The organism is Leucobacter alluvii (genome assembly GCF_039530485.1).
GTDB lineage: Bacteria > Actinomycetota > Actinomycetes > Actinomycetales > Microbacteriaceae > Leucobacter > Leucobacter alluvii.
The window spans coordinates 483,151-509,215 of the sequence record NZ_BAAAOP010000005.1 but is presented as its reverse complement, the minus strand read 5'-3'; the positions used below and the strand labels follow the sequence as shown (position 1 = coordinate 509,215).

Sequence of the window (26,065 nt, the reverse complement as noted above, 5' to 3'; positions counted from 1 at the left end):
GGGAGCCGCACCTTCACGCTAGCGGGTCCTGCGCTCCACTTCGTCGAGCACGAGGCTCTGCAGCACCTCGGGCAGCGTGCGCACGTCGAGCACGGTACGTCCGTTCGGGGCGTAGCGCGACTCGAGGTCGCCCGGCCCGATCCCGATGCCGTGCACTTCGACACCCGCCGACCGCAGGCGACGCAACGCGTGCTCAGCCGCGGTCGGATCGTTCGATCCTCCGTCGCTCACGAGGATCACGATGCGTCGGCGCTCCCTGCCGTCGGCTGCGCCCCCGTCCGAGTGCTCTGATTCGCCCAGGCCGAGCTGGTCCGCGGCTGCGCGCAGGGCTGCACCGTCGTTCGTGGACCCGCGCGGAACGCGAATCGCGCCGTGCACCGCGCGGCGCACCGAATCGTCGAGCCCGCTCGACAGCGGTTTGACCACATCGACGGCTGAGTCGAAGACGACGAGCGCGGTGCGAATGTCGAGGTCGAGCGCAGCTCCCCCGACGCGTTCAGCGGCCTCGATGTCACGTGCCACCCCAGCGAGGGCCTCCGTCATGATCAGCATCGTGTCGGCCGCTGCTTCTGCCGCGGCACCCTGCATCGAAGCGGAGCGGTCGACGAGCAGCACGTAATCGGTGCTTCCCGCGCGGCGCGTGCGGCGCGCGCGCATCGCCCGGTCACGGAAGGCGCGCGGCCGTGGCTGGCCAGCGCGAGACTCGGCGACTGCTGCGGCCAGCGAGTCCGCAGCGAGGTCATCGCCCTCCGGGCGAGGCCGGGCATCCGGCACGCGACGCGAGGTCACACGCTCGGCGATCACCTGCGCCCACACGGCGCGCATCCGCTCGATCGCGTCCGCGAGTGAGGCCGCTCGCCCGCGGTAGTCGGCGAGTTCGGTCTCGGCGAACCCGCCCGCCGATCCCCCGCTCGCTCCATGCAGCGGCTCTGCAGGCTGCGCGGAATCGTTCGCGGGTGGCGGCGCCTCGGGCATCAGCCCGCGATCATCAGTGCGCCCGCCGCCGGGCATCGGCGTCGACAGCATCCGTTCCACGAAGGCTGCCTGCTGGGACGCGAAGAGGTCGGCGCCCTCGGCTGTCTCGCGACCATCGCCGGCGCGAGCTCGCTCCTCCTCCGTCTCGCCTGCCTCGCCGTCCCCGTCAGATGCGTCGGGATCCTGGTCGGGCTCGTCACCATTCCGCTCATCTCCTTCTGCATCTGCGTCACCATCTCCCGCGTGCTGCCCGCTCGACGACAGCGCCGTCTCGGGTGCCGGTTCGTCGTCGGCGCCGCCCGCTCCGCTGTGCGCGTCGAGTCCGCGTTCAGCGGCGTCTCGTGCCGCGAGTTGCTCGTAGGCGCCGAGCAACCAAGCGACTGCGCGCTCAAATCTGAACACCGCGCTTCGCTTCGAGTCGGGCGCCATCACGCGCCGGAACGCCCGGAGTTGATGCAGCATCTCCTGCTCAGCCCGCCCGCTCGCATCTCGGTGCGCGTCGATTGGCAGCAACTCGCTCCAGGCCCGCCGTACGTCGATGTGCGTGCCCGCCAACACCGTATGAGCGTCGGCGGCGCCTGCGACTCCAGCGCGCAGGACGACGGCGATCCACTGCAGGTGGCGCGGCCACGTCGTGACGTCCGACGGCACGCTCCGATGCGTCGCCGCGAGCAGTGGCGCGCGCAGACCAGGCATTGCGGTGAGCAGTTCACTCATCGCCTGCACACGGTACACCTCATCGAACAGGGGCGTTGCGTCGGGCCGAACGCGAGTGAATGACGCGCGTCGACGAGCGCGGGCGGGTTCGACGCGATTGTTCCGAGGCCCCTCCCAGAGATGCAGAAAGGCGAGCGCCACCGCCTCGGACTCCGAATGCCCGCGCACGCCGTACCAGCCGAGACCGACCCGGAGTTCCCGGTCCGTGAGTTCCCAGACCTCATCATCCGTGACATGCACCGGGATCCCGATCACCGCGCCGACCCCTTCGAGTCGGGCGCGCAGCCCCGTGCCCATCAGGTGCTCGTTCACGGCCATGCTCACACCCTATCCGCGCCCTCAGTCGCCTGCGTGCCGCGTGATAGCGTGACGCCATGCTCTCCGTCGATTCAGACCCCGCACTCGGCGAAGCCGTCGCATTGCGAACGGAACTGCGGCGAATCCGTCGGGCCAGAGCGGCTGACGACGACGCCTCCGCATCGCATGCGGAAGACTTGGCGAGCGTCGAACAGCGCTTGACCGCCCTCGAGCAGGATCCGGCCAACCAGAGCCTGTTCGCGTCCGCGCTCGACGAACGGGCTGCCTCGCTGCGCATTGCGGCGCTGGCCCGTCGCGCAGAGGCGAAGGCGGAGCGCAGCCGCGCAGCCGCAGACGCCATCATCGCTCGCGCCGTGCGCGCCGCTCGACCCTTGACCTCGGCCGAATCGGATCGCGTGCGCGAGCTGCGCGCGCGTCGTCCCGATGCCGACTGGCAGCAGAGCATCGACAGCGTCGAGCGCAGGGATGCCGTGCTCGAGGCGCTCGGCAGCGTGCGTATCCGCGAAGCGCGCCGACAACTCCGCGAGGGTCTCCTGCAGACCCAGCAGATGCGCGGCATCATCAGCGAAGCCGTGCCAGCGCTCCGGCAGGGCGAGCCGGTCTTGCTCGTCGGCGAGACCGGCGGAGCGAAGACGGCGCTCGCGGAGCACCTGTCCCGGGTCGGCCTCGGTCGCGAGCCGGAGCTCATCTCGGGATACGGCGACATCACGAGTGCGCAAGTGATCGGCACGCACGAGCTCCGCACCGAAGCCGGCGCGACCGTCAGCGTCTTCACACCTGGCCCGTTGCTTCGCGCCATGCGAGAGGGCCGGCCGGTGATCCTCGATGAGGTGAACGCGATGCCGCCCGAGTTCCTCAAGCGCTTGAATCGCATTCTGCAGTTGCGCCCGGGAGACGTGCTGCACGTGCAGGAAGACGCGGGGCGTCCGGTGACCATCGCATCCGGTTTCGCCGTGCTCGCCACGGCGAACGAGCAGACGCCGCACCGCTACCGTGGGCTCGATCGCCTGAGCGCGGAGCTGGTGAATCGCTTCGGGGCGAACGCCTACCGTGTGCACTACCCCGATACCGGGTGCGACTATGCCGCGTTCCCGGCGGAGAACGGCCTGCTCGCGGTCGCCGCCGTGGCCGATCATCACGGCGGGCTCCCGGACCACGTCCCGCCGGAGGAGGTGATCCGCGCCGCACGGGCGGCGTTCATCAGCCAGCAGGTTTTCGCCGGTGAGCATGGTTCCGGCTTCGGAGAGTACGTGAGCACGGAGCGTGAGATCGACGGGCGCCCGGGGCTGGAGGAATCCGTCATCGCCCCACGAACGCTTGTCGCCATTCTGCGGAAGGTGGCGGGTAGCGCGGGCGAGATCACCCTCGATCGTGCGTTCACGAGATTCGTCGAGGGCGTCATGCATCGCGAGGATCGACGCGTGCTGGCGTTGATTCTCGAAGGCCAGGGCTTCCGGATCGCCTGAGCCGAATTCTCGCTCAGACGATGCCAAGCGGGCAGCAGGCGCGCACGGCGTGCCGGATCGGTCCGTGCGACACCACCCGGCGATGTCAGCACGACGGTGCTAGTTCGCGATCTCCTGATACGCGAACTGCAGCATCGAGTCGTCGACTCCCGCCAGCACGCGCGGCTTGCCGATCTCGTCGAGCACGATGAAACGCAGCATGCCAGCGCGAGCCTTCTTGTCGCGCTGCATCGCTGCGAGGAGCCCCGGCCAGCGGCCAGCCGGATACGAGAGCGGCAGGGTCAGGGAGGTGAGGATGCTCCGGTGCCGATCCACCGCCGCATCCGACAGCGCACCGGCGAGGCGCCCGAGTTCGGCCGCGAACATCATCCCGATCGAGATCGCGACGCCATGCCGCCACTGGTAGCGCTCCGCATGCTCGATCGCGTGCCCCAGGGTGTGTCCGTAGTTCAGGATCTCCCGCAGACCTCCCTCACGGAAATCCTCGGAGACGACCCGAGCCTTCACCCCGACGGAGAGCTCGACGAGGCGCTGGAACTCCGGCGTCGTCGGATCGGTGGCGCGGTCGACGTCGCGCTCGAGAATGTCGAGGATCTCCGGCTCCGCGATGAAACCGCACTTGGCGATCTCGGCGAAGCCGGCGAGAATCTCGTTGCGCGGCAGCGTCTCGAGCAGATCGAGGTCGCAGATCACGGCAGCGGGGGCGTAGAAGCTCCCGACGAGGTTCTTCCCCTCGGTGGTGTTGATGCCGGTCTTGCCGCCCACTGACGCGTCGACCATGCCGAGCACCGTCGTGGGGATCTGCACGAGGCGCACGCCGCGAAGCCAGGTCGCGGCGACGAATCCAGCGAGATCGGTCACAGCGCCGCCTCCGAGACCGATCACCGCGTCCGTACGTGTGAAGTCCGACTGGCCGAGGATCTGCCAGCAGAACGCCGCGACTTCCACGCGCTTGGCGGATTCCGCATCGGGCACCTCAGCGAGGAGCACCTGCGTGTAGCGCTCCTGCAGCAATTCGCGCAGGTCATTCGCGAACTTGCCGACGGTCGGCGTGTGCACGATCAGAACCTTCGCCACGCGCTCCCCGAGCGCTTCCGGCACACGATCGAGCATGCCTCGGCCGATCGTGACGGTGTACGAGGTCTCCCCGGTGACCGAGATCTCCGCTGCATCGCTCATGACTGCTCCTTCTCGCCTCGGCGGGCGCTCCGCTGGTGGCGTCCGCCGCCCCGCGCCCACTGGGCGACACGGCGGACGAGTTGTTCTTGGGTCGCGCGATCGGTGCGGTACGTCACATCCGCGACTTCCTCGTACAGTGGTCGCCGCTCGTTCAAGATACGACCCCAGGCCTGCGGGTCATCGCGAAGCAACGGCCTCCGGGCGATGTTCGCCGTGCGGAGCACCGCCTCCTGCGTGGTCATGAGCAGCACCACCGGGTGATTCGCGAGCAGTGCACGCGTGGACTCGGTGAGCACGGCGCCGCCACCCAGCGCAACGATACGGCAGCCCTCGACCGCGAGCTCCTCGGCGATCACCTCGGCTTCGATGCGGCGGAACTCCGCCTCCCCGTGGGTCGCGAAGAACTCGGTGATCACCCCGTGGCGCCGCACGATCACGGCGTCCGTATCGACGAAGGGCACCCCGAGCTCCCGAGCGACGCGTTTGCCGAGGCTGGTCTTGCCGGCTGCCATCGGGCCGACGAAGACGATGGCCCGATCGGGAAGGCGCGTGCCCGGCCGCCGACGTCGCCGTCGACGTCCGCGTGCACGCGGCGCGGAAGCGGTCCCCGCCGCAGCGCCGCCCGCATCCGCAATCGGAGCGCCGTGCTTGGCGGGACCGGAGCGCCCGGGTACCGCGACGTTCTGCGCATCGGCCTTCGCCTGCTCCGCGACGGACTGCGGAATCACCTGGAGCGGACTCGTCGGAGGTGTCGGCTTCGGCTTCTGCGTTGGCGGCCCGACATCGCGGGCGACCCTGCGGTGCCCGGTCATCGTGCGCGATTCCTCACGACTCGATGACGGTCGAGAGGCGCTCCGGGATCGCCGCAACATACGCCTCGAGGTTCCGACGGGTCTCGGCGACGCTGTCGCCGCCGAACTTCTCGGTCACGGCGTCGGCCAGCACCAGCGCCGTCATGGCTTCAGCCACGACGCCAGCGGCAGGTACAGCTGACACATCGCTGCGCTGGTGGTGCGCCTTCGATTCCTCTCCCGTGGAGACGTCGATCGTCGGCAACGCGTGCGGCACCGTCGCGATCGGCTTCATGCCTGCGCGCACGCGGAGCACCTGTCCGGTCGTCATGCCGCCTTCGATGCCGCCGGCGCGCGTGGTCTCACGAGCAATGCGGCCGTTCTCGAGGTGCAGCTCGTCGTGCGCCGCCGAACCGCGTCGCCGCGTGGTCTCGAAGCCGTCGCCGACCTCGACGCCCTTGATCGCCTGAATGCCCATGAGCGCACCGGCGAGTCGAGAATCGAGTCGCCGATCCCAGTGGACGTACGATCCGAGCCCCGGTGGCAGACCGTAGGCGAGCACCTCGACGATGCCGCCGAGCGTGTCGCCGGACTTCTTCGTGTCGTCGACCTCTGCGACCATGCGAGCACTGGTCTCGGCATCGAAGCAGCGCAGCGGATCGGCGTCGAGAGCGATGACGTCCTCCGGGCGGGGCAGCGCCGATCCGGCGGGAACTGCGACGTCGCCCATGGAGATCGTGTGGCTGACGAGCCGAATGCCGAGTTCCGCGAGAAATGCGCGGGCGACGGCGCCGAGGGCGACGCGCGCGGCCGTCTCACGGGCGCTCGCGCGCTCGAGCACCGGGCGCGCCTCATCGAATCCGTACTTCTGCATGCCTGCGAGGTCGGCGTGGCCCGGGCGGGGGCGCGTCAACGGCGCACCACGGCCGCGCGACTTCTCGGACAGTTCGGTGGCCTCCGCGGACATCACTTCGGTCCACTTCGGCCACTCCGTGTTGCCGATGCGGATGGCGACGGGGCCGCCGATCGATACGCCCTGCACCACCCCTCCGGAGAGGTTCAGCTCGTCCTGCTCGAACTTCATCCGCGAGCCTCTGCCATAGCCGAGCTTGCGGCGCGCGAGATCTTCACGGATCCCGTCGAGCGATACGGGGACGCCAGCAGGCAGTCCCTCGAGGACGGCGATCAGTTCGGGGCCGTGAGATTCTCCGGCGGTCAGCCAACGCAGCATACCCGCTATCCTCCCACACCCGACCGCGTACGTCAGACGGCGCGGCGCATCGCGTCGCGCACGGACCCTTCGTCAGCGAGCGGAAGTGCCGGATCGCCGTGCGTGAAGATGCGCACCTGCAGGAGCGCCTGTTCGACGAGCATTTCAGTTCCCGGATGCGCTTCACCGGCCGATGCCCGCCACCGCGAGGCCAGCGGGGACGGCCACGGGTCGTACGCGACGTCGAAGAGAGGGATCCGCGCGAGCCACGCGGGGATCCCGATCTGAGCAGCGGCCGGACCGGGCAGGGTGGAGATCACCAGCGAGGGGGCCTCCTGTCCGGTTCCGACCGACGTCGCGGCGCCATCGTCCGCACCGGAACCGCCGTACACGAGTCTCATCGGCGCGGTCGAGACTGCGGCTCGAGTCCCGTCGAATCGCGTGACGAGCGACCGCCCCGCCGTGGTGTTGCGCGCAAGCAGCGTCACATGCTCCGCGCCGAGTTCGCGAACGGCGAGAATCGCAGAGACCGCTGTGGCGCCCGATCCGAGTACGACGGTCCGCCGGGCATCCAGCCCGTTCCGGGCGATCGCTGCAGCCAGGCCGGGCACGTCGGTGTTCGCGCCGAACCACGCGCCGTCTTCGAGACGCCGCAGCGTGTTCACGACGCCGCTCTCCGTCGCCACCGGGTCGAGGGTGCTGGCGAGTCGGTGCGCCTCGCTCTTCAGGGGCATCGTGACGGAGAAACCGCGCCACTCATCGCCCCTTCCGTCGAGAAATGCCCGAAGACCCGCCTCGCCGCACCGTACGGCCGAATAGCGCCAATCGAGGCCCAGCGCACGGTACGCCGCTGCGTGGATCCGCGGGGATCGCGAGTGCGCGACCGGGGAGCCGAGCACCGCGAGCCGCACAACCACCTAGCAGCCCTGGTCGGGGTTGGCGGCACACCACTCGTTCAGCTGGCCGATCGCCGATTCGTGCTCCTCCTGGGTCGTGGAGAACACCGACTCCCCCGTCTCGAGGTTGACGGCGACGAAGTAGATCCAGTCTCCCGTCGGCGGGCTCAGCACCGCCGAGATGGCGTCGCGACCGGGGTTCGCAATCGGTCCCTTCGGCAGTCCCTTGTGGACGTACGTGTTCCACGGGTTGTCATCCGCGAGCGCTTCATCCGTGGACCAGACACTGCCGTCGGCGTGCTGACCGTACCCGTACTGGGCGGTGGAGTCCATCTGCAGGAGCATGTCTTGCGCGAGGCGGTTCTCGATGACCCGTGCGACCTTCGGGAAGTCCTCGATCCGGCCGCCCTCCCGCTGCACGATGGACGCCTTAGTGAGCACGGCCTCGCGGGACTCCGGAGCGACGCCCATCTCGTCCAGCACCTGGATCTGGGTGCTCACGAGCTCTGCAATGGCCTCAGCTCCGGTGGTGTCCTCCTCGAACTCGTACGTCGCCGGGAACAGCCAGCCTTCCAGACTGTCCACTCCCTCGGGGAGTCCGTACGCGGCGACGTCCTCCGTGGCCGCCTGCAGCTCTTCGATGGGGATGCTCGCGCCCGCAGCCACCAGTTCGAGCGTCTGCTCGACCGTCTTGCCCTCCGGGATGATCGCGGTGAAGGCCATGCGGTTGTCGGGGTTCTGCAGCGCGTCGAGCGCGGCTTGCGCACTCATCTGCGACTTCACCTTGTACGAACCCGGTAGGAACGCCACCTCATCGGGCTGTTCGAGCAGCAGACTGTAGAAGGCGTCTGCGGTCTTCACCACGTCGGCTTCTTCCAGCGAAGCGGCGATGTCCTCACCGATCTCGCCCTCCGTGATCACTACGACGACCTCGCCCGAGCCTTCGCCCTCGTAATCGTTGGTGGTCCACCCGAGGGCCTGCGAGATCCCGTCACCGTAATGGGACCACAGATACGCTCCTGCGCCTGCCAGGCCTCCGAGGAGGAGCAGCGTCACGAGCAGCGAGATGAGTACTCGCCGGCCCGTGCGTCGCCGGTCGTCGCGCGTGCGTGCGTTCATTCGGTGGCCTCCCCGGTCCCCGTCGTCTTCGCTTCCGCGGCGTGACCCGGTGCGTGCCCGCTCGATCGTTCGATGTCGAGAGCGTGCTGCAGGATCACCACCGCTGCGGCCTGATCGATGATCGATCGGCTCTGTTTCGTGCGTTTGCCGGCCGCCCGCAGGTGCGCCTGGGCCGATACGGTCGATAGCCGTTCGTCGACGAGGCGCACGGGCACGCTCAATCGCGCGGCAAGTCGTTCGGCGAAGCGCGCGGCGTCATCCGTGGACGGCGTGCGCTCTCCGCGCAAGTTGAGAGGAAGCCCGACCACCGCTTCGAAGGCGTCGTGCTCCGCCACGATCTCGGCGATCCGCGCGATATCTGCGAGGTCATCGGCCGCGCGCGGCACGGTTTCGACGGGCGTCGCCAGCATCCCGTGAGGATCGCTGCGGGCGACGCCGATACGAGCCTTGCCCACGTCCACGCCGATGCGCACTCCGACCCGCACCCTCAGCCGCCCAGGCTGCGCCGGATCTCGGCAAGGGCAGCGTCGATCTGCGAGACGTCGGTGCCGCCTCCCTGAGCAAGGTCGTCTTTGCCTCCGCCGCCTCCGCCGAGCACCTGCGCTGCGGTGCGCACCAGGGCGCCCGCCTTCGCTCCGGCCTCGCGCCCCGCTGGGGTGGTCGCGGCGATGACGACCGGCTTCCCCCCGGTCTCGCCCGCCAGCACGACGATGCCTGGCTGCCCTCCGAGCTGCTCTCGGATCGTCAACGCGAGCCCGCGAATGTCGTCTGCGGAGCCCACGGAGCCGACGGATGCCAGCACCGCGCGCAGCCCGCCGAGCTGCAGGGCGTCGGCGAGCAACTGCGGAACGCGCTCGCGAAGCTTCTCCGCTTCGAGCGCCGCGATCTTCTTCTCGGCGGCGCGCAACTGCGCGCCCAGGTCCTGCACCTTCGTGACCAGCTCGCCGCGGGGCACCTTGAGCCCGCCCGTGAGCTGCTGCACGATCGCGCGTTCCGCAGCGAAGTTGCGGAACGCCTCGATCCCGACGAGCGACTCGACGCGTCGGTTCGTGGATCCCACTGAGCTCTCGGAGATGAGATTGATCATCCCGATCTCCGCGGAGCTGGTGACGTGGGTTCCCGCGCAGAGCTCTCGCGACCATGGGCCGCCGATGTCGACGACGCGCACGCGGTCGCCGTACTTCTCCCCGAACAGCGCCATGGCGCCGAGCGCCTTCGCCTCGTCGAGGGGCATCTCGCGCGTCACCACCTCGTAGTCCGATCGGATCGCGAGGTTCGAGATCTCCTCGATCTCGCTCTTCGTCTCGCTCGACAGTGCTTCGGTGTGCGAGAAGTCGAGGCGCAGGTACCCGGCCTTATTGTAGGACCCCGTCTGGTGGGCGCCTCGTCCGATGACGTCGCGAAGCGCGGCGTGCACGATGTGGGTGCCGGAGTGGGCCTGGGTGGCCCCCCGTCGGTAGTCGGCGTCGACTCGGGTCTCTGCACGCGCGTCGAGTCCGATCGTGCCGACTTCCACGCGCACCGTGTGCACGATCAGCCCGGCCACCGGCTTCTGCACGTCGAGCACTTCCGCTTCGAAGCCATCGCCGACGATGTGCCCCTGATCCGCGTCCTGACCACCGGACTCCGCGAACAGCGACGTCTCGGAGAGCACGAGCTCGGCGATATCGCCCTCATTGGCCTCACGTGCGGGCGCGCCGTCCACCACGATGCCGAGCACACGGCTCTCGTGCACGAGCTCGTCGTACCCCGTGAACAGCGTCTCGCCCAAACCGCGCAGCTCCTTGTAGATGGAGAGGTCGGCTCGCTGTCCCTTCTTCGCCTTCGCATCGGCCTTCGCGCGGTCGCGCTGCTCCTGCATCAGCGAGGTGAACACCTCGGCGTCGACCGGCACTCCGGCCTCTTCCGCGATCTCGAGCGTGAGCTCGATCGGGAAGCCGTGCGTGTCGTGCAGCAGGAACGCGGTGTCGCCCGGCACCGCTGCGCCGGCCGTCTTCGCCGAGTCGACCGCGGAGTCGAGGATCTGAATGCCGGACGCGAGCGTTCGCAGGAAGGTCTTCTCCTCCGCGTACGCCGCACGGGCGATGAAGTCGAAATCCTCGGCGACTGCGGGGTACGCCTCTCGCATCGCGTCGCGGGAGACCGGGAAGAGCTCCGAGAAGCTCGGCCCCTCGACCCCGAGCAGCCGCATCGAGAGCGTCACGCGCCGCAGGAGTCGTCGCAGAATGTAGCCGCGCCCCTCGTTCGAGGGCGTGACGCCGTCTGCGATGAGCATGAGCCCGCTGCGCACGTGATCGGCGATGACCCGCAGGCGCACATCGTCTGCGTGGTGCTCGCCGTAGGTCTTGCCCGCGATCTCGGCCGCGCGATCCAGCACCGGGCGCACCTGATCGATCTCGTACATGTTCTGCACGCCCTGCTTGATGAAGGCGACGCGCTCGAGACCGAGGCCCGTGTCGATGTTCTTCTTGGGCAGCTCGCCCACGATGGTGAAATCGGTCTTCGACTGCACATCTGCGACCTGGTACTGCATGAAGACGAGATTCCAGATCTCGACGTAGCGATCGTCATCGGTCGCCGGACCGCCGTCGATGCCGTATTCGGGTCCGAGGTCGAAGAAGATCTCGGAGCAGGGGCCTGCAGGCCCCGGCTGGCCGGTCGACCAGTAGTTCGTGTCCTTGCCGAGGCGCTGAATCCGCTCATCGGGCAGTGTGGAATGCTCGCGCCACAGCGCGATCGCCTCTTCGTCCTCCTCGTAGACGGTGACCCAGAGATCCTTCGGGTCGAACCCGAGCCCGCCGTCGGCCTCGCTGGTGGTCAGCAGTTCCCAGGCGAAGCGGATCGCTCCCTCTTTGAAGTAATCGCCGAAGGAGAAATTGCCGCACATCTGAAAGAACGTGCCGTGTCGCGGGGTCTTGCCGACCTCTTCGATGTCATTGGTGCGAATGCACTTCTGCACGCTCGTCGCACGAGCGAACGGCGCAGGCACGAGGCCGGTGAGGTACGGCACGAACGGCACCATTCCCGCCACCGTGAACATCAGACTCGGGTCGTCGCTCACGAGCGACGCGGAGGGGACGACGGTGTGCCCCTTCTTCTCGAAGAAGTCAAGCCAACGACGGTGGATTTCGGCGGTCTTCATCCGTGGTCTTTCTCTGGAGGTCGATCTGGTGGGTGCGTGAGATGGGGCGAGGATCAGGCGCGTTCGCGGAATGCTGCGCGCAGCGCCTCGGCCTCGGTCTCATCGTCGGCATCGGCGTCGCGGTACCCGGAGGCGAACGCGCGGCCCAGTTCATCCACGCCTCGGTTGACCCGTGCGAAGAATCGGCGCCCCTCGGCCGTCTGATTGACGAAGTGCGCACCGACGAACCCCAGTACGACTCCGGTGACCAGCCAGAATAGCTTGCCCATGTTTCGATCCTCCCGTCTGCGTCGATGCACGGCCGCACGGCCACGCATGCTCGAGCACTCGACAAGCTTAGCGGGTGGCCCCTGTCGCACATCGTGCCCCGAACACAGCAAACGGGGCGTCGGATGGAATCCGACGCCCCGTTTCGCTTTCGAGTGCTTAGCGACCCGAGTAGTACTCGACCACGAGCTGCACTTCACAGGTCACGGGGACCTCAGCGCGCTTCGGGCGACGCACCAGGCGAGCCTGGAGCTTGTCGAGCTCGACCTCGAGGTAGCTCGGAACGTTCGGGAGCACCTCGGCGTGACCGCCGGCAGCTGCGACCTGGAACGGCTCGATCGCTTCCGAGCGCGCCTTGACGTGGATGAGCTGACCCGGCTTCACGCGGAAGGAGGGGCGATCGACGATCTTGCCGTCGACGAGGATGTGACGGTGCACGACCATCTGACGGGCCTGCGCCGTGGTGCGGGCGAAGCCGGCGCGCAGCACGAGCGCGTCGAGACGCATCTCGAGCAGCTCGACCAGGTTCTCACCGGTCAGTCCGTCCTGACGACGGGCTTCCTTGAAGGCGATGGTGAGCTGCTTCTCGCGGATGCCGTACTGGGCGCGGAGACGCTGCTTCTCACGCAGGCGGACAGCGTAGTCGCTGTCGCTCTTGCGCTTGGTGCGACCGTGCTGGCCGGGGCCGTAGGGGCGCTTCTCGAGGTAGCGAGCTGCCTTCGGGGTCAGCGCGATGCCGAGCGAGCGCGACAGGCGGGTCTGGGAACGGGTACGCGACGTAGTCGACACGTGGATCCTTTCGGGTTTCTGAATTGCGACAGCGCGATCTGCAGTTCGGATCGCGCAGGTTCTCTCGGCCAGGCTGCGCCCGCATCAACCAGTGATGCACGCGACGCAACGAACCGTTGTTCGGTGAGGGAACGACCAGTGCAGAAACCCGGCTACAGGGCGACTGCCATCCGATCCCCGCGTGCAGCCAGCAGCGGGGGCGGTGTTGGCCAGCGGCTAGCTTATCACCTTCCGGGCCCTGATGCGCGTCGCGACCCGCCTCGAGGCTTCACTCGTCCCCGCCCCGTGTGATTCGGCGGATCTTCTCGAGACGATCCGACACCTCGCGCTCGTTCCCGTGCTGCGTCGGCTGGTAGTACACCTTGCCGCGCAGCTCGTCGGGCAGGTACTGCTGCTGCGACACCCCGCGCGGATCGCTGTGCGGATACCGATAGCCCTTCCCGTGGCCCATGCGCTTCGCCCCGGGGTAGTGGGCGTCGCGCAGATGCGTGGGTACGAGCCCGAATCGTCCCGCCTTCACGTCCGCGATCGCCGCATCGATCGCAGTGATCACCGCATTCGACTTCGGCGCCGTCGCAATGTAGATCGTCGCCTCCGCGAGCGGGATCCGGGCTTCCGGAAGCCCGATCAGCTGCGTGGCCTCGGCAGCGGCGACCGCGACGCGGAGCGCCTGGGGATCCGCCATGCCGACGTCTTCGGCCGCGTGCACCATGAGCCTGCGCGCGATGAAGCGGGGATCTTCGCCTGCTTCGATCATGCGGGCCAGGTAGTGGATCGCCGCATCGGGATCGGACCCGCGCATGGATTTGATGAAGGCGCTGATCACGTCGTAGTGCTGGTCGCCGTTCTTGTCGTATCTGAGCAGCGCACGATCGATCGAGATCGCGACCGTCTCCCCCGTCACGACCGGGGTCGCGTCGTCTTCCGCACTCGCCGTAGCCGACGCTCCAGCGGCTTCGAGTCCGGTGAGGGCGCGCCTCGCGTCACCGGAGGCGACCTGCACGAGGGCCTCGTACGCGTCATCGGTCACTTCCACCCGAGCCCCGAGGCCGCGTGGATCCTCGACCGCACGCTCGAGGAGGCGCCGCAGGTCGGGATCGGCGAGCGGCTCGAGCGTCAGCAGGAGGGATCGCGAGAGCAGCGGGCTGATCACTGAGAATGATGGATTCTCGGTCGTCGCCGCCACGAGCGTCACCCAGCCGTTCTCGACGCCGGGCAGCAGCGCGTCCTGCTGAGCCTTCGTGAACCGGTGAATCTCGTCCAGGAAGAGGACGGTGGCGATGTCGTAGAGATCCCGGTCGTTGAGCGCGCGCTCCATCACCGTGCGCACATCCTTGATCCCGGCGGTGACGGCCGAGAGCTCGACGAAACGCCGGCCGCTCGAGTGCGCGATCGCCTGAGCGAGCGTGGTCTTACCCGTTCCCGGCGGACCCCAGAGTATGACGGAGACCGCTCCCCCGCCCCCGGCGGCATCCGAGGCGAGCGTGCGCAGCGGCGAGCCGGGCTTCAGCAGATGCTGCTGCCCCACGACTTCGTCGAGCGATTGCGGCCGCATCCGCACCGCGAGCGGGGCGGTGTGCGCGGGCGCAGGTCTCGAATCCACACCTCCATCGTACTGACCCAGGATCCCCGGGCTCGAAGCGCGGCACTGTGGCATAGTGGTGGTGACAATTCCGTCCGGTCGGTTCGCCGACCCCACACACGACAGGTGAGCACAATCGTGAGCGAAGCGAGCAACGAAACGTCCTGGGGACGAGTCGACGAGGACCGCACCGTCTACGTGCGCGACGGCGATGCGGAGCGCGTCGTCGGGTCCTTCCCCGACGGCACCCCCGAAGAGGCGCTCGCGTACTTCACGCGCAAGTTCGCGGATCTCGCCGGTCAGGTCACGCTCCTCGAAGCACGCATCGCACGTGGAACTGCCGACGCCTCAGCCGCCGACACGGTCGCCAAGCTCCGCGAGCAGCTCGTCGAGCCTGCAGCGGTGGGCAACATCGCGGCGCTCCGCGAGCGAGTGGAGAAACTCGGATCGAAGACGGCGGAACTCAGCGAGAAGCAGAACGCGGAGCGCGAAGCGGCCCGGGCTGAGGCGTTCGCGCAGCGCGAAGCCATCGCGGTGGAGGCCGAGCGACTCGCGGCCCAGCCGGAAGCCTCGATCCGCTGGAAGGATACGAGCCAGGCGTTCGAGCAGCTCTTCACCGACTGGCAGACGGCCCAGCGAAGCGGTCCGCAGATTCCGAAGTCGCAGGCCGACGCGCTGTGGAAGCGATTCCGCTCCGCTCGTCAGACCTTCGATTCGGCGCGCCGGGCGCACTTCGCGCAGATGGACGCCACGAACAAGGACGTCAAGCAGCGCAAAGAGCGCATCATCGCAGCTGCCGAAGCCCTCGCACCTCGCGGGGTCGAGGGAATCCCCGCCTACCGCGCTCTACTCGACGACTGGAAAGCTGCCGGTCGCGCGAGTCGCAAGCTCGACGATCAGCTGTGGGCGCGATTCAAGGCCGCCGGCGACCTGCTGTACGAGGCCAAGGCAGCGGAAGCCGCCCAGACGAATGAGGAGTACGCCGAGAACCTGACGGCGAAGCAGGCTCTGCTCGAGGAGGCCGCACCCATTCTCGATGTGCAGGACCACGCTGCAGCGCGCAAGCAGCTGACGGCGATCCAGCTGCGCTGGGACGAACTCGGGCGCGTTCCGCGTGAGGCGCTTCGCGACATCGAAGGACGTCTCCGCAAGATCGAGGATCACGTCAAGCATCTCGAGGACGAGCACTGGAGCAAGACGAACCCGGAGACGAAGGCTCGCAGCGAGGGCCTGCGCGGTCAGCTCGAGGCCTCGATCGCTGAACTCTCGGCGGAGCTCGAGGCTGCACGAGCAGCGGGCGACGCGCGTCAGGTGAAGGATGCTGAGGAGAAGCTCGCGACGCAGCAGTCGTGGCTCGCAGCGATCGGCGACTGAACTTCGGTCAGCCCGTCTTCACGGACCGGGTCGGGCGAGTTATCCACAGATCGAGCAGCGCCCGGGGCGCATCGAGCAGCGGTCCGCCACGATGGAGGCATGACGCGCCCTCACGCGTGTGAGCACTGTTCGCCCGATGCGGCAGCTTCGCCACACGAACCGCCGGTCTCCCTCTCGTGGACGGCGCCCGCTGGGCGCCGTCCACGACTCGCCGTGCCTCGCACGCACGAGTGGGCGCAGGCGATTCGTTCCGCGGAGCGGCTTCGTGGCTCCCTCGTGCCCTGCGGCCCGGGGCTCCGGCCCGTCGCCTGGCCGGAGACTCCGCGGGTGCGACTCGCCGCGCTCGCGCCCTGGCTGGGAGAGAAGTACGTCGCGATCGGGCTCACCGCTGCGTGGGTCTGGGGTACGGCGCGACACCCGGGAAGTCCGTTGAGATGCTCGACGATCGGGCGCAGACGTCCGCCCGCGAACCCCGCGCCCGGCATCGCCGTGCACGAGCACTCGCTCACACCCGACGATTTCATCCGCATCGGCGACGGGCTCGTGACGACACGGACGCGGACTCTGTGCGATCTCCTGCGATCGCCCACCTCGCTCACTCACGCCGAACGCGTCGCGTGTCGGCTCCTCCTCCTCCAGCATCCGGGCGGCACCCCTGCCGTGCGAGCAGCCCTCGACGCGGGCGGCAGGCGATATCGGCGCATCGCCACCGCGCGGCTGCACGAACTCACCGGCTGCGACATCGGCGGAAGCGCACCGGCGCGCGCACCTGGATCGCACTAGTTCGTGATGCGGTACACGTCGTAGACGCCGTCGATGCGCCGCACGGCGTTCAGCACATGGTCGAGATGCGTCGCGTTCGCCATCTCGAAGACGAACTTGCTGATCGCCAGTCGCGAGCTCGACGTGTTCACCGACGCGGAGAGGATGTTGACGTGGTGCTCGGACAGGGTCCGCGTCAGGTCCGAGAGCAATCCGGAGCGGTCGAGCGCCTCCACCTGGATCTGCACGAGGAACACGCTCTTCGACGTCGGCGCCCACTGCACGCCGACCACGCGATCCTCCTGCTCCCGGAGCGTGATGAAGTTATGGCAATCGACGCGGTGCACCGAGACGCCCTGCCCCTTGGTCACGTATCCGAGGATCTCGTCGCCCGGAACGGGGGTGCAGCACTTCGCGAGCTTCGCAAGCACGTCCGATGCGCCGGCGACCACGACGCCGCTCGAGTCCGTGGTCTTCGGAGCGCGCGGCGCCTCGATGATCGGGAGCGTGGCGAGCGCCGGTTCGGTGGACGTCTGCTCGTCGAATACGAGCGCCGTCACCTTCTCCACGACCGACTGCGCCGATACGTGCCCCTCGCCGACCGCGGCGTAGAGCGCTGTCACGTCGAGGTAGCGCAGCTGCAGAGCGATCTGCTGCAGCGCCGATGAGTTCATCACCCGGTGCAGCGGCAGGCCCTGCTTGCGCAGCGCCTTCGTGATCTCGACCTTGCCGGTCTCGGCGGCTTCCTCGCGGCGCTCCTTGGTGAACCACTGCCGGATCTTGTTCTGCGCACGCTTGCTCTGCACGAAGCTGAGCCAGTCCTGATTGGGCCCGGCGTTCGGATCCTTCGAGGTGAACACCTCGACCACGTCGCCGTTCTGCAGAGCGGTCTCGAGCGGCACCAGCCGGCCGTTGACACGCGCTCCCATGGTGCGGTGACCCACTTCGGTGTGCACGGCGTAAGCGAAATCGACCGTCGTTCCGCCTTCGGGGAGACCGATCACCCGACCCTTCGGCGTGAAGACGTAGACCTCTTTCGCGCCGATCTCGTAGCGCAGCGCGTCGAGGAACTCGCTCGGATCCTCCGTCTCGGCCTGCCAATCGGAGATGTGCGCCAGCCAGGCCATGTCGTTCGACGACTGGCTCTGATTCTGCTGCCGCTGCTTGTACTTCCAGTGCGCGGCGACGCCGTACTCTGCACGCTGGTGCATTTCGACCGTGCGAATCTGGATCTCCACTGCACGGCCATCCGGGCCGATCACCGTCGTGTGGAGCGATTGGTACAGGTTGAACTTCGGCGTCGCGATGTAATCCTTGAAGCGACCCGGAATCGGCGTCCACCGTGCGTGCACGGCGCCCAGCACCGCATAGCAGTCTCGGATCGAGTTCACGAGGACGCGGATCCCGACGAGGTCGTAGATGTCGTCGAACTCGCGCCCGCGCACGATCATCTTCTGATAGATCGAGTACAGCTCCTTCGGCCGCCCCGTCACCTCGCCCCGAATCTTGGACTCGCGAAGGTCACCCTCGATCGAACCGATCACCATGCCGACGAGCTCGTCACGCTGCGGGTTCCGCTGCTCGACGAGGTTCTGGATCTCGGCGTACAGCTTGGGTTTGAGGACTGCGAAGGACAGGTCTTCGAGCTCGGTCTTCATCGACTGGATGCCGAGTCGATGCGCGAGCGGCGCGTAGATCTCGATCGTCTCCTGCGCCTTGCGCTTCGCGGAGTCGCCCGAGACGAAGCCCCAGGTACGTGCGTTGTGCAGACGGTCTGCGAGTTTGATGACGAGCACCCTGATGTCTTTCGACATCGCCACGACCATCTTTCGCACGGTCTCCGCCTGCGCCGAGTCGCCGTACTTGACCTTGTCGAGCTTCGTGACGCCGTCGACGAGCATGGCGATCTCGTCGCCGAATTCCTCGGTGAGCTGGTCGAGCGTGTACTCCGTGTCCTCGACCGTGTCGTGGAGCAGCGCTGCCGCGATCACATTGGGTGCGATACCGAGATCAGCGAGAATCTGCGCCACCGCGATGGGGTGGGTGATGTACGGCTCGCCGCTCCGCCGCTTCTGCCCGCGGTGCGCGCGCTCGGCCACGGCGTAGGCGCGCTCGATGACCGTGAGGTCGGCGCGCGGATGGTTGCCGCGCACCGTGCGAATCAGTTGATCGACTGCGCCCGGGGCGCTCCCGCGGGAGAAAATTCTCGGCACGAGGCGCCGAAGCGCTGTCGTGCCGCTCGTCGTCGTATCTTGCGTTGCCACGGATCACCTCACTCGAATGGTTGAACGCTACACCCGGCGCGAGGCGCAGAGCAAAGCGAGTGGAACGGCCCTCGAGTACGACGAAGGCCGGAGCCCCTCGAAGCGGACGCAATGCGTCTCCTCGAAGGTCCCCGGCCTCATCTCTCGCGCTCCGGAAATCTAACGCGTGGAAGCGGCATCCGCCTCGTCGACGGCCGCCTCGGCCTCGGACGGTGCGCCGTCGCGCTCGCGCACGCGCAGCACCTTGGCGTCCCGCTTCTTGATGCCCGGCTCGCTCTCGCGAAGATGGGCATAGGCCGGCGATGCGATGAAGATCGTCGAGTACGCACCGACGAAAATACCGATGAAGAGCGCCAACGAGATGTCTCGCAGCGTTCCAGCGCCGAGCACGAAGGCGCCGATGAAGAGGATCGACGCCACCGGGAGCAGCGCGACGACCGACGTGTTGATCGAGCGCACGAGCGTCTGATTGATGCCGAGATTCACCGACTCGGCGAACGTCCGCCGATCATTCAGCTCGCCCGGCGCCGTATTCTCACGAATCTTGTCGAACACCACGACGGTGTCGTAGAGGGAGTACCCGAGAATCGTGAGGAAGCCGATCATCGCCGCCGGCGTGATCTCGAACCCGGAGATGCCGTAGATGCCCGCGGTGATCACCAGGTCGTGCAGCAGCGCGATGATCGCGGCCAGCGACATCTTCCAGGTTCTGAAGTAGATCGCCATCACCAGCGCCGCGAAGACGATGAAGACCAGCAGCGCGATCACCGCTTGACGCGTGATGTCTTGCCCCCATGCAGGACCGATGTACGAAGTCGTCACCTCCTCGACCGGCACGTCGTAGCTCCCGGCGATGGCCTCAGCCACGGCCCGGTCCTCGCCGTCGGAGAGGGCCTCCGTCTGCACCCGGATGTCGGTGGGTCCCACCTGCGACACACGGGGCACGCTCGTCGGCAGCACCTCCTGCACGGCGGCCTCGGCGATTGCGGGGTCGCGATCCTGCTCCTCCGAGAGGTGCACCTGGAACTGACTGCCTCCGGTGAACTCGATGCCGAACGTGAACCCGCCGCGCAGCAACGGGCCCGCAATCGAGATGATGATCAGCACGATCGAGATGACGTACCACGTCTTGCGGCGTCCGACGAAGTCGATCGACTTCTCACCGGTGTAGAGCGCGTTGCCGAACTCGGCGAATGAGCGAGCCATGGTCAGCTCTCCTTTCCGGCTGAAGCGTCGGCCATGAGGGCTTTGCGTTCGGCGATGGTCTGTCGTCGTGCGGCCTCGGCCTGGCTGCGGGAGTTCTTCTTCCCGGCGCCTCGAGTCGAGACCTCGGGCTCACGGAACTGCAGGCGACCTCGGTACACGGCGCCGAGCTTCTGCGGATCGAGACCGGAGAAGGGATGCCCGCCCTGGTAGAAGCGGGTCCTCGCGAGCAGCGTCATCACGGGGTGCGTGAAGAATGCGATGACGATGACGTCGACGAGTGTGGTCAGGCCGAGCGTGAACGCGAAGCCCTTCACGTTGCCCACGGCAAGAATGAAGAGGATGACTGCGGCGAGGAAGTTCACGCCGTCTGAGGCGAGGACGGTGCGGAACGCCTTCTTCCACCCGTGCTCGACCGCGCTCTCGATCGAGAACCCATCGCGCAGCGCATCTCGGATGCGTTCGAAGTACACGATGAAGGAGTCCGCTGTGAATCCGACGGCGACGATGATGCCCGCGACGCCCGCGAGCGACAAGCGGTATCCCTGACGCCAGGAGAAGAACGTCAGGAGCAGATACGTCAGGACGCCGGCTACGACGAGCGAGGCGATCGTGAGCGAACCGAGCGCCCGGTATTGGAACGCCGAGTAGACGACGACCAGCAGCAGCCCGATCAGTCCCGCGAGCAGACCCGCGGAGAGCTGACTCGTGCCGAGGGTCGCCGAGATGTCTTCCTGGCTCTGCACGGTGAAGTCGATCGGCAGTGCGCCGAACTTCAGCTGGTCGGCCAGCGCGCTCGCGGATTCCTGCGTGAACTGCCCGCTGATCGAGGGGCGGCCGTCGAGGATCTGCGCCTGCATCGTCGGGGCGGAGAGCACTCGGCCGTCGAGCACGAAGGCGAACTGATTCTGCGGCTCGGGCGCGCCGAACAGACGGGTGCTGATCTTGCCGAAGGCCTCGGTGCCCTTCTTGTTCATCGTGATCTGGACCACCCACTCGCCGGTCGATGCGCCCGTCGATGTCGTGCCGACCTGAGCGACCGCGTCGGTGATCACGGAGCCGTCGAGCTCCACGGGTCCGAGGATGTACTTGGCGGCTCCCGAGTCGTCGCACGTGATCAGGGGGCGATCCTCCGGGGCGTTGCCCGCGTCGAGCGCGGCATCCGAGGAGCAGGTGAACGCGTCGAACTTCTCCTGCAGTGCCGGCGTGATCCAGGCGACGTCGCCCGCGCTCTCCGGAATCGACTCGGGGTCGAGGCTCTCGTCGTACGGCGCCTCGTCATCGGCCGCAGCGTCCTGCGAGGCGGCGTCCTCCGACGCAGCGTCCTCGGAACCCGCGTCTTCAGCGGTCTCGCCGCCCTCCGCGCCTGGCTCCGCCGTCGCTTCATCGACATTCGCGCCGATGCCGTAGGTGAGCACGGGTCGGAAATCCAGGTTCGCAGACGCTTCGATGCGCTGCAGCGTCGCCTCGTCGGCCTTGCCCGGGATCGAGACCGAGATGTTCTGGCTCCCCTGCGTCGTGATCTCCGCCTCGGAGACGCCTGCCGCGTCGACGCGCTGCCGGATGATCGACACCGCCTGCTGCAGCTGGTCGCCGGCCACCGCTTCGCCACCGGTCTGCTCAGCTGCGAGCAGTACCTGCGTGCCGCCCTGCAGATCGAGCGCGAGCTTCGGCGTCCACGTCGCGTTGCTGTTGAACACGCCGTACGCGATCAACCCAGCGAGACCGACGATGAAGACAAGAAGGAGGATGAGGGAACGACGTGCCCTCCGGACGGCGGGTGAAGACGCCAAGACAGACTGCTTTCTCTAAACGTGGAAGGGGATGGCCGCGGCGACGCCGCGGCCATCGGTTCAGGCCTTCGGGGCCGAGCCGTTTCCCTGTCCATCGACGTCGGTGTCATTGTCGCCTTCGCGACGGGGATCGGCTTCGGGCGCCGGTGCGACGTCGCCGGGGGCGAACGGGTCGGCGACCGGAGCCGCGTCGGTCGAGCTGAAGCGCTCCCCGAATGCGGGGTCGTCATCGGGCGCGAGCGCGGAGGATTCCGCCTCGACGGGCGCGTCGACCGGCGTGACGACCTGCGATACCGCGTTGCGGTGGACGACGAACGTCGAGGTGCCGCTGCGCAGCGTGACCTTGTTGTCCTCTTCGTCGATCGAATCGATCGTGCCGAAGATGCCGGACTGCAGCATGACCTCCGCACCGGGGCGAACGCTGTTCTGCAGCTCGAGCTGGGCGGCCTGGCGCTTCTTGCCGTTCCGGAACATGAAGAAGATCAAGAGCGCGATCAGCGCGAACATCACAATTGTGATCGGGTCCAGAGGCACAAGGGTCCTTTCAACAGGCGAATTCGTGCCTCTCCTGAGGCACAGATTCGATCAGTTTACCGGGTCGCCGCTGAGAACACCCCACGTTATTCTGCGGGGAGCCCGGGAGGCACCTTGCCCAGGTGCTCCCACCCCGCTCGAGTGGCCACCCGCCCGCGGGGAGTGCGGGAGAGCAGACCGGTGCGCACGAGGAACGGCTCCACGACCGCCTCGATGGTCTCGGCCTCCTCGCCGACGGAGACTGCGAGCGTCGAGAGCCCGACGGGGCCGCCGTTGAATCGCTCGACTACGGCGCTGAGCACTTCGCGATCCAGGCGGTCCAGCCCGTGATCGTCGACGTCGTACAGGGCGAGCGCCGCCTGCACGGTCGAGGTGTCCCCGGGCAGGTCGTGCACGAGGCCGTAGTCGCGCACACGCCGCAGGAGCCGATTCGCGATGCGCGGGGTGCCCCGCGACCGACGCGCGATTTCATCGACGCCGCTCTCCGAGAGCGCGAATTCGATGAGCTTCGAGGCGCGGCCCACCACCTTCGCGAGCTCATCATCCGAGTAGAACTCGAGGTGCGCGGTGAATCCGAATCGGTCGCGGAGCGGGTTCGGGAGCAGACCGGCTCGCGTCGTGGCCCCCACGAGCGTGAACGGAGAGAGTTCCAGCGGCACCGACGTCGCACCGGCCCCCTTGCCGACCATGATGTCGACCTTGAAGTCCTCCATCGCGAGGTAGAGCATCTCCTCGGCGCTGCGAGCCATCCGATGGATCTCGTCGATGAAGAGCACCTCCCCCGGCGTCAACGCCGAGAGCACTGCCGCGAGATCGCCAGCATGCTGAATCGCCGGCCCCGACGTCTGATGCAGCGGCTTCTCGAGCTCCGTGGCGACGATCATGGACAGTGTGGTCTTGCCGAGACCCGGGGGGCCGGCGAGCAGGATGTGGTCGGGCGTGTGCCGTCGCATGGTCGCCGCATCGAGCAGCAGCCCGAGCTGACGCCGCACCTTCGACTGACCGACGAACTCGGCCAGGCTCGTCGGTCGGAGCGCGCCTTCGTATCCCTGTTCGGCCGCCGTGGCCTGCGCGGAGAGCTCTCCGGTCACCGAACGCCCCGCGATCCTCGTCCGCTGCGACCCGCCTGCAGGAGCGCCAGTGCCGCCCTGAGCAGGCCTGCACTGTCATCCGACGCACCGGCATCTCGTGCGTCTTGCACGGCCTGGCCGGCCTCCGCCTCCCCCCACCCGAGGCCGACGAGTCCAGCGCGCACGCCGTCTGCGATGGCATCAGAGGGCGAGACGATGCCGGCAGCGGCCGGGCCGGATTCGAAAGCGAGGTGCGAGAGCTTGCCCGAGAGTGAGAGCGTGATGAGTTTCGCCGTCTTCGGGCCGATGCCCGACACCTTGCGAAACGGCTTCTCGTCGTCAGCGGCCACGGCCGCCGCGATCTCAGCCGGAGTGAGGGCCGAGAGCACACCGAGCGCGCTGCGAGGGCCAACGCCCGAGACGGCGATGAGATGCCCGAACACGTCGAGTTCCGCCTCGGTGGCGAATCCGAACAGCGTCAGCGAGTCCTCGCGCACGATGAGCGAGGTCTGCAGGCGCAATTCGTCTCCGGGCAGAGCCGCGGCGGCCCGGCCGCTCGGCACTTCGACGCGCATGCCGAGCCCTCCGAGCTCCACGACGACCCAGCCGGCACCCGCAGCGAGCACGGGCCCGCGAATCGAAGCAATCACATGATCACCCTAGAAGACGGGCGCCAGTCGCGGGACCCGCCACACCGATGATTCGAACATATCTACGAAACTGCCCTCCGCGCCGTGCGAGCGGGGTCGCTCTTCGTGCGTGTCTCACCTGCAACACGCACGAAGAGTGACCCCGCTCGCAGCGGTCGGCAGCGACCGGCAGTGCGTCAGGCGGTGGCCGACGCGGCCACGCCTTCGCGGGCCCGGTTGCGAACCGCGCGGTTGACCGCGCTCACGATCGCCTCCAGCGTCGCTCGGCTCGTATCCGCGTCGATGCCGACGCCCCACAGGCGCTGCCCGTCGACCTCGAGATCGACGTAGGACGCCGCGACGGCGTCGCCGCCAGAGCTCATGGCATGCTCGACGTAGTCGAAGAGCGTCACGGAGTGCCCGGCCTCGTTCAGCGCGTTGAGGAACGCGTCGACCGGTCCGTTGCCGCGCGCGGTGAGTCGCTGATCCTCTGAGCCGACGCGGGAGTCCACGACGAGTTCGGTGACGCCGTCGCCGGCGCTCGTCGCCGATGTGCGGAACAGCTTGTACCGCCCCCACGTCTCGGCATCCTCGACCTGCGCCGGCAGATACTCGTCCTGGAAGATGCGCCAGATCTCGTCGCTCGACATCTCGCCGCCGGCCGAATCGGTCACGCTCTGCACGACCGAGCTGAACTCGATCTGCAGTCGCCGCGGCAGGTCGAGATGGTGGTCCGTCTTGAGCAGATAGGCGACGCCTCCCTTGCCCGACTGCGAGTTCACCCGGATCACGGCTTCGTACGACCGCCCGAGGTCCTTCGGGTCGACGGGCAAGTAGGGCACGGCCCACTCGATCTCGTCGACGCTCGTGCCGGCCGCCTCGGCGTCCTGCGCCATCCGCTCGAAGCCCTTCTTGATCGCGTCCTGATGCGATCCGGAGAATGCGGTGTACACCAGGTCTCCGGCCCACGGACTGCGCTCCGGCACCCGCAACTGGTTGCAGTACTCGGCGGTGCGACGCACTTCGTCGAGGCGCGAGAAGTCGATCTGCGGATCGATGCCCTGCGTGAACAGGTTGATGCCGAGCGCGACGAGGTCGACGTTGCCGGTGCGCTCGCCATTGCCGAAGAGGCACCCCTCGATGCGATCGGCGCCCGCCTGGTAGCCGAGCTCGGCTGCTGCGACCGCGGTGCCGCGGTCGTTGTGCGGGTGCAGCGAGAGAATGACGTTCTCGCGATGCGCGAGGTGGCGGCTCATCCACTCGATCGAATCGGCGTACACGTTCGGTGTCGCCATCTCCACGGTGGCGGGGAGATTGATGATGACCTTGCGCTCCGGTGTCGGCTCGAGCACCTCGAGGACCTCGTTGCAGACCTCGACGGCGTACTCGAGCTCGGTACCCGTGTACGACTCCGGCGAGTACTCGTAAAAGACCTCGGTGTCGGCGCAGATGTGCTCGCTCGACCGGCAGAGCTTCGCACCGTCGACGGCGATCTGCTTGATGCCTGCACGATCGGACCGGAACACGACGTCGCGCTGCAGGATGCTCGTGGAGTTGTAGAGGTGCACGATGGCGCGTTTGGCGCCGATGAGCGACTCGTACGTCCGCGTGATGAGGTGCTCGCGCGCCTGGGTCAGCACCTGGATGGTGACATCGCCCGGAATCGCGTCGTCTTCGATGAGGTGCCGCACGAAGTCGAAGTCGGTCTGGCTCGCCGACGGGAAGCCGACCTCGATCTCCTTGTACCCCATCTTGACGAGCAGATCGAACATGATGCGCTTGCGCTCGGGGCTCATCGGATCGATCAGGGCCTGGTTGCCGTCGCGCAGGTCGACGGCGCACCAGCGCGGCGCCTCCGTGATGCGCTTCGACGGCCACGTGCGATCGGGGAGATCGACAGAGATGATCTCGTGGAACGGGCGGTACCGGTGGGTCGGCATCCCGGAGGGCTGCTGCAGGTTCTGCATGGACTCGTCTTTCTCGTC

Annotated in this window: 21 protein-coding genes; 3 read left to right on the top strand and 18 right to left on the bottom strand. The window is 67.7% G+C overall.

The features are described 5' to 3' along the window. Positions 1–18 precede the first annotated feature (18 nt). The gene (locus tag ABFX18_RS06860; RefSeq protein WP_346057827.1) at positions 19–2,010 is read right to left on the bottom strand and encodes a VWA domain-containing protein; all 1,992 of its coding nucleotides are present in this window, start codon (positions 2,008–2,010) and stop codon (positions 19–21) included. 56 nt (positions 2,011–2,066) lie between these two features. Here ABFX18_RS06860 and ABFX18_RS06855 point away from each other — a divergent pair, with 56 nt between their 5' ends. After that, complete coding sequence (locus tag ABFX18_RS06855) at positions 2,067–3,476, top strand: AAA family ATPase (protein ID WP_211648235.1); 1,410 nt, start codon at positions 2,067–2,069, stop codon at positions 3,474–3,476. A 99-nt stretch (positions 3,477–3,575) separates the two neighbouring features. Here the strand turns inward: ABFX18_RS06855 and aroB are convergent, their stop codons facing one another. From aroB to ABFX18_RS06805, 10 genes are all read right to left on the bottom strand, one after another. Further along, the gene (gene aroB, locus ABFX18_RS06850) at positions 3,576–4,655 is read right to left on the bottom strand and encodes a 3-dehydroquinate synthase (protein WP_346057826.1); all 1,080 of its coding nucleotides are present in this window, start codon (positions 4,653–4,655) and stop codon (positions 3,576–3,578) included. Further along, positions 4,652–5,467: a shikimate kinase gene (locus ABFX18_RS06845; RefSeq protein WP_346057825.1), complete on the bottom strand. Its 816-nt coding sequence runs from the start codon at positions 5,465–5,467 to the stop codon at positions 4,652–4,654. The genes aroB and ABFX18_RS06845 overlap by 4 nt, the downstream gene beginning before the upstream one ends. 13 nt (positions 5,468–5,480) lie before the next feature. After that, positions 5,481–6,677 (bottom strand): chorismate synthase, encoded by a 1,197-nt coding sequence (aroC, locus tag ABFX18_RS06840; RefSeq protein WP_090148591.1) that lies wholly within the window; start codon positions 6,675–6,677, stop codon positions 5,481–5,483. A 32-nt stretch (positions 6,678–6,709) separates the two neighbouring features. Beyond that, positions 6,710–7,555, bottom strand: a complete 846-nt coding sequence (locus tag ABFX18_RS06835) for a shikimate dehydrogenase family protein (RefSeq protein ID WP_346058014.1) — start codon at positions 7,553–7,555, stop codon at positions 6,710–6,712. An 18-nt stretch (positions 7,556–7,573) separates the two neighbouring features. Next, positions 7,574–8,671, bottom strand: coding sequence for an endolytic transglycosylase MltG (gene mltG, locus ABFX18_RS06830; protein ID WP_346057824.1), 1,098 nt, complete (start codon positions 8,669–8,671; stop codon positions 7,574–7,576). Then, the gene (gene ruvX / locus ABFX18_RS06825) at positions 8,668–9,156 is read right to left on the bottom strand and encodes a Holliday junction resolvase RuvX (protein WP_346057823.1); all 489 of its coding nucleotides are present in this window, start codon (positions 9,154–9,156) and stop codon (positions 8,668–8,670) included. Before ruvX ends, mltG begins: the two co-directional genes overlap by 4 nt. A 2-nt stretch (positions 9,157–9,158) precedes the next feature. Further along, a complete protein-coding gene (gene alaS, locus ABFX18_RS06820) occupies positions 9,159–11,813 on the bottom strand; it encodes an alanine--tRNA ligase (protein WP_346057822.1) in 2,655 nt (884 codons plus the stop codon). Positions 11,814–11,866: 53 nt separating this feature from the next. Next, the gene (locus tag ABFX18_RS06815) at positions 11,867–12,082 is read right to left on the bottom strand and encodes a hypothetical protein (protein ID WP_090148580.1); all 216 of its coding nucleotides are present in this window, start codon (positions 12,080–12,082) and stop codon (positions 11,867–11,869) included. A gap of 157 nt (positions 12,083–12,239) precedes the next feature. Then, a complete protein-coding gene (gene rpsD / locus ABFX18_RS06810) occupies positions 12,240–12,869 on the bottom strand; it encodes a 30S ribosomal protein S4 (RefSeq protein WP_090148577.1) in 630 nt (209 codons plus the stop codon). Positions 12,870–13,137: 268 nt separating this feature from the next. Continuing rightward, positions 13,138–14,424: a replication-associated recombination protein A gene (locus tag ABFX18_RS06805; protein ID WP_090149733.1), complete on the bottom strand. Its 1,287-nt coding sequence runs from the start codon at positions 14,422–14,424 to the stop codon at positions 13,138–13,140. Between the two features lie 153 nt (positions 14,425–14,577). On the opposite strand from ABFX18_RS06805, the gene ABFX18_RS06800 reads away from it, so the two are divergent. Together ABFX18_RS06800 and ABFX18_RS06795 are read left to right on the top strand one after the other, a co-directional pair. Then, positions 14,578–15,825, top strand: a complete 1,248-nt coding sequence (locus ABFX18_RS06800; RefSeq protein ID WP_428833638.1) for a DUF349 domain-containing protein — start codon at positions 14,578–14,580, stop codon at positions 15,823–15,825. 213 nt (positions 15,826–16,038) lie between these two features. After that, positions 16,039–16,608, top strand: a complete 570-nt coding sequence (locus tag ABFX18_RS06795) for a hypothetical protein (RefSeq protein ID WP_346057821.1) — start codon at positions 16,039–16,041, stop codon at positions 16,606–16,608. Here ABFX18_RS06795 and ABFX18_RS06790 read toward each other — a convergent pair. The 7 genes from ABFX18_RS06790 to leuA all read right to left on the bottom strand — a co-directional run bounded on the left by ABFX18_RS06790 (position 16,605) and on the right by leuA (position 26,047). Beyond that, positions 16,605–18,851: a RelA/SpoT family protein gene (locus ABFX18_RS06790; protein ID WP_090148569.1), complete on the bottom strand. Its 2,247-nt coding sequence runs from the start codon at positions 18,849–18,851 to the stop codon at positions 16,605–16,607. The two genes, ABFX18_RS06795 and ABFX18_RS06790, sit on opposite strands and share 4 nt — an antisense overlap. Before the next feature lie 159 nt (positions 18,852–19,010). Next, positions 19,011–20,057: a protein translocase subunit SecF gene (gene secF / locus ABFX18_RS06785; RefSeq protein ID WP_090148566.1), complete on the bottom strand. Its 1,047-nt coding sequence runs from the start codon at positions 20,055–20,057 to the stop codon at positions 19,011–19,013. A 2-nt stretch (positions 20,058–20,059) separates the two neighbouring features. Further along, positions 20,060–21,847 carry a protein translocase subunit SecD gene (gene secD / locus ABFX18_RS06780; RefSeq protein WP_090148563.1) on the bottom strand — a complete coding sequence of 596 codons (1,788 nt, stop codon included), beginning with the start codon at positions 21,845–21,847 and terminating at the stop codon, positions 20,060–20,062. 60 nt (positions 21,848–21,907) lie between these two features. Further along, the gene (gene yajC / locus ABFX18_RS06775) at positions 21,908–22,354 is read right to left on the bottom strand and encodes a preprotein translocase subunit YajC (RefSeq protein ID WP_249290704.1); all 447 of its coding nucleotides are present in this window, start codon (positions 22,352–22,354) and stop codon (positions 21,908–21,910) included. 113 nt (positions 22,355–22,467) lie between these two features. Then, positions 22,468–23,472 carry a Holliday junction branch migration DNA helicase RuvB gene (gene ruvB, locus ABFX18_RS06770; protein ID WP_200329134.1) on the bottom strand — a complete coding sequence of 335 codons (1,005 nt, stop codon included), beginning with the start codon at positions 23,470–23,472 and terminating at the stop codon, positions 22,468–22,470. Next, the gene (ruvA, locus tag ABFX18_RS06765; protein ID WP_336661654.1) at positions 23,469–24,101 is read right to left on the bottom strand and encodes a Holliday junction branch migration protein RuvA; all 633 of its coding nucleotides are present in this window, start codon (positions 24,099–24,101) and stop codon (positions 23,469–23,471) included. The genes ruvB and ruvA overlap by 4 nt, the downstream gene beginning before the upstream one ends. Before the next feature lie 176 nt (positions 24,102–24,277). Next, positions 24,278–26,047, bottom strand: a complete 1,770-nt coding sequence (gene leuA, locus ABFX18_RS06760) for a 2-isopropylmalate synthase (protein WP_346058013.1) — start codon at positions 26,045–26,047, stop codon at positions 24,278–24,280. Positions 26,048–26,065: the final 18 nt, after the last annotated feature.